Annotated in this window: 2 protein-coding genes; both read left to right on the top strand. The window is 41.6% G+C overall.

The annotated features are described in order from the left end of the window. Window positions 1–211 precede the first annotated feature (211 nt). Complete coding sequence (locus BAZSYMA_RS09685) at window positions 212–490, top strand: hypothetical protein (RefSeq protein ID WP_143243122.1); 279 nt, start codon at window positions 212–214, stop codon at window positions 488–490. Further along, the gene (locus BAZSYMA_RS05875; RefSeq protein WP_195910121.1) at window positions 471–2,069 is read left to right on the top strand and encodes a galactose-binding domain-containing protein; all 1,599 of its coding nucleotides are present in this window, start codon (window positions 471–473) and stop codon (window positions 2,067–2,069) included. Before BAZSYMA_RS09685 ends, BAZSYMA_RS05875 begins: the two co-directional genes overlap by 20 nt. Window positions 2,070–2,353 lie beyond the last annotated feature (284 nt).

The raw sequence follows: 2,353 nt of genomic DNA, 5'->3' as shown, positions 1-2,353 counted from the left end.
ATGGAAGTGTTGCACTTATGGGTTGAATTCGCCAATTTGATAAAAAGTGGTATTTACAGACACAAAAAAGTATATTTTTACTGGCTTAGTGAATTTTTAAAACCCATATTTTAAGTTTTGAAAGTTAATGCAGAGGTCTAAAATTATATTGGGTTAATGCAGAAGTCTCTTTAGGGGTGTACAAAAGACCTTGACAAATTTTTTTTATATAATGAAAAACATAACAAACGCACTAAACAAACTAACTAAACTCCTTACGGTTGCCATAATTTCAGTCTCTTTAAATGCTTTTGGTGTTATGATGGGTTCAAACATTACAATCAGCACTAATCATGTTAATGCTACTGCTGGAACTGCTATTACACCTGTTACCATCTCTAATAGAGGTGATGATGCTTCTTATTACTTAATTTCTCCTGCTATCTCCAATGGCTTATCCTTTAATAAAAAAAACTGGAACCATCTCTGGAATGCCAATTGTTGCATCTGATTCAGTGACTTATACTGTAACTGCAGTTGGTCGTCGTGCTCAGGACACTGCAACTGTTGTCATTACTGTTGGTGTCGGTAATATTAATCTGGCTTTTGGAAAACACGCCACACAATCCAGCATATATCTATACCACGATATCATCCCTGTTGCCAGCTATGCAGTAGATGGTAACACTGATGGCTATTTCTTAAATAAGAGCACAACCCATACCAAATATGAACAAGGTGCTTGGTGGCAGGTTGATCTAGGCGGTAAGAAAAATATCAATGAAATCATTATCCACAACCGCACTGATTGCTGTGTAAATAGACTAAGCAACTACCAAGTGAGTATTTCTAATAAAGCAGACTTTAGCACACATACCTATCAACAAGACTTCCATGTTGCGCCTAATCCTAAAACAAACATTAAATTAGACGCACCAGGTAAACAAGGTCGCTATGTTAGAATCCAATTGCTTGACAAGAACTATCTGTCTCTAGCAGAAGTTCAAGTTATGGGCGTTGATCCTTTGCGTTTTCCTGAGGTGGATACTTCTAGTGCTAAAAATGATTTTGGTGGATTTTATAATGCGCCATCTTATCCAAATTTATCGGATTTTGCCACTCTTCAAGCCGATGGCTCAATCAAGGCGTGGGGTGACTCAAATTCTGGAGGATCAGATACACCCGCTGTCAGTGGCTATACCAAGATTTATTCAACTAGGTATGCCTTTGCCACCCTTAAAGACGATGGCTCAATCAAGGCGTGGGGTGACTCAAATTCTGGAGGATCAGATGCACCCGCTGGCAGTGGCTATATCAAGATTTATTCAACTATGTATGCCTTTGCCGCCCTTAAAGACGATGGTTCAATCACGGCGTGGGGTGCACCAGGTTGGGGAGGCTCAGATGCACCCGCTGGCAATGGCTATACCAATATTTATTCAACTAGGTATGCCTTTGCCGCCCTTAAAGATAATGGTTCAATCAAGGAGTGGGGTTTATCAGGTTTGGTAGACTCAGGTGCACCCGCTGGCAATGGCTATACCAATATTTATTCAACTAGGTATGCCTTTGCCGCCCTTAAAGACGATGGTTCAATCAAGGCATGGGGTACACCAGGTTGGGGAGGCTCAGATGCACCCACTGGCAGTGGCTATACCAATATTTATTCGAATTCGAGTGCCTTTGCTGCCCTTAAAGACGATGGTTCAATCAAGGTGTGGGGTGCACCAGGTTGGGGAGGCTCAGATGCACCCACTGGCAGTGGCTATACCAAGATTTATTCGAATGCGAGAGCCTTTGCTGCCCTTAAAGCCGATGGCTCAATTAAGGCGTGGGGTGACTCAGGTTTTGGAGGTATAGGCGCACCCACTGACAAAGGCTATACCGAGATCTATTCAACTAATTCGGCCTTTGCTGCCCTTAAAGCCGATGGCTCAATTAAGGCGTGGGGTGACTCAGGTTTTGGAGGTATAGGCGCACCCACTGACAAAGGCTATACCGAGATCTATTCAAATGTAGCTGCCTTTACTGCTATTAAGGCTGATGGCTCAATCAGGACATGGGGTAACCCAGAGTATAGGGTCAAGTAAACTTCTTTCTATAAATTCAAGAGCGTTTTGTTTGCCTTTTGCAGAGCTTTAACACCTTGGTTGTCTTTGCCTAAGTGTCTAAGCCAGGTACTGTGTTTTGTCCAGTTTTAATGAACATCAAAACGAAGCATTAAAAAGATAACTAGACTTTTCGTTGAAGTCAATAAAAAGGACCCTGTAAACCAGATTGTGTAAAGTCCTCTCTAAAAAATCATAGCACTAACCCGTTTACTCCGTTTTGGTTCCTATTTTGATAAAATAACAACTCTCGCTATAACTATCCT

This window comes from Bathymodiolus azoricus thioautotrophic gill symbiont, assembly GCF_001298715.1.
In the GTDB taxonomy this organism is placed as follows: Bacteria; Pseudomonadota; Gammaproteobacteria; order PS1; family Pseudothioglobaceae; genus Thiodubiliella.
Note: the sequence above shows the minus strand (reverse complement) of the source record. Positions and strands in the feature narration are given on the sequence as shown.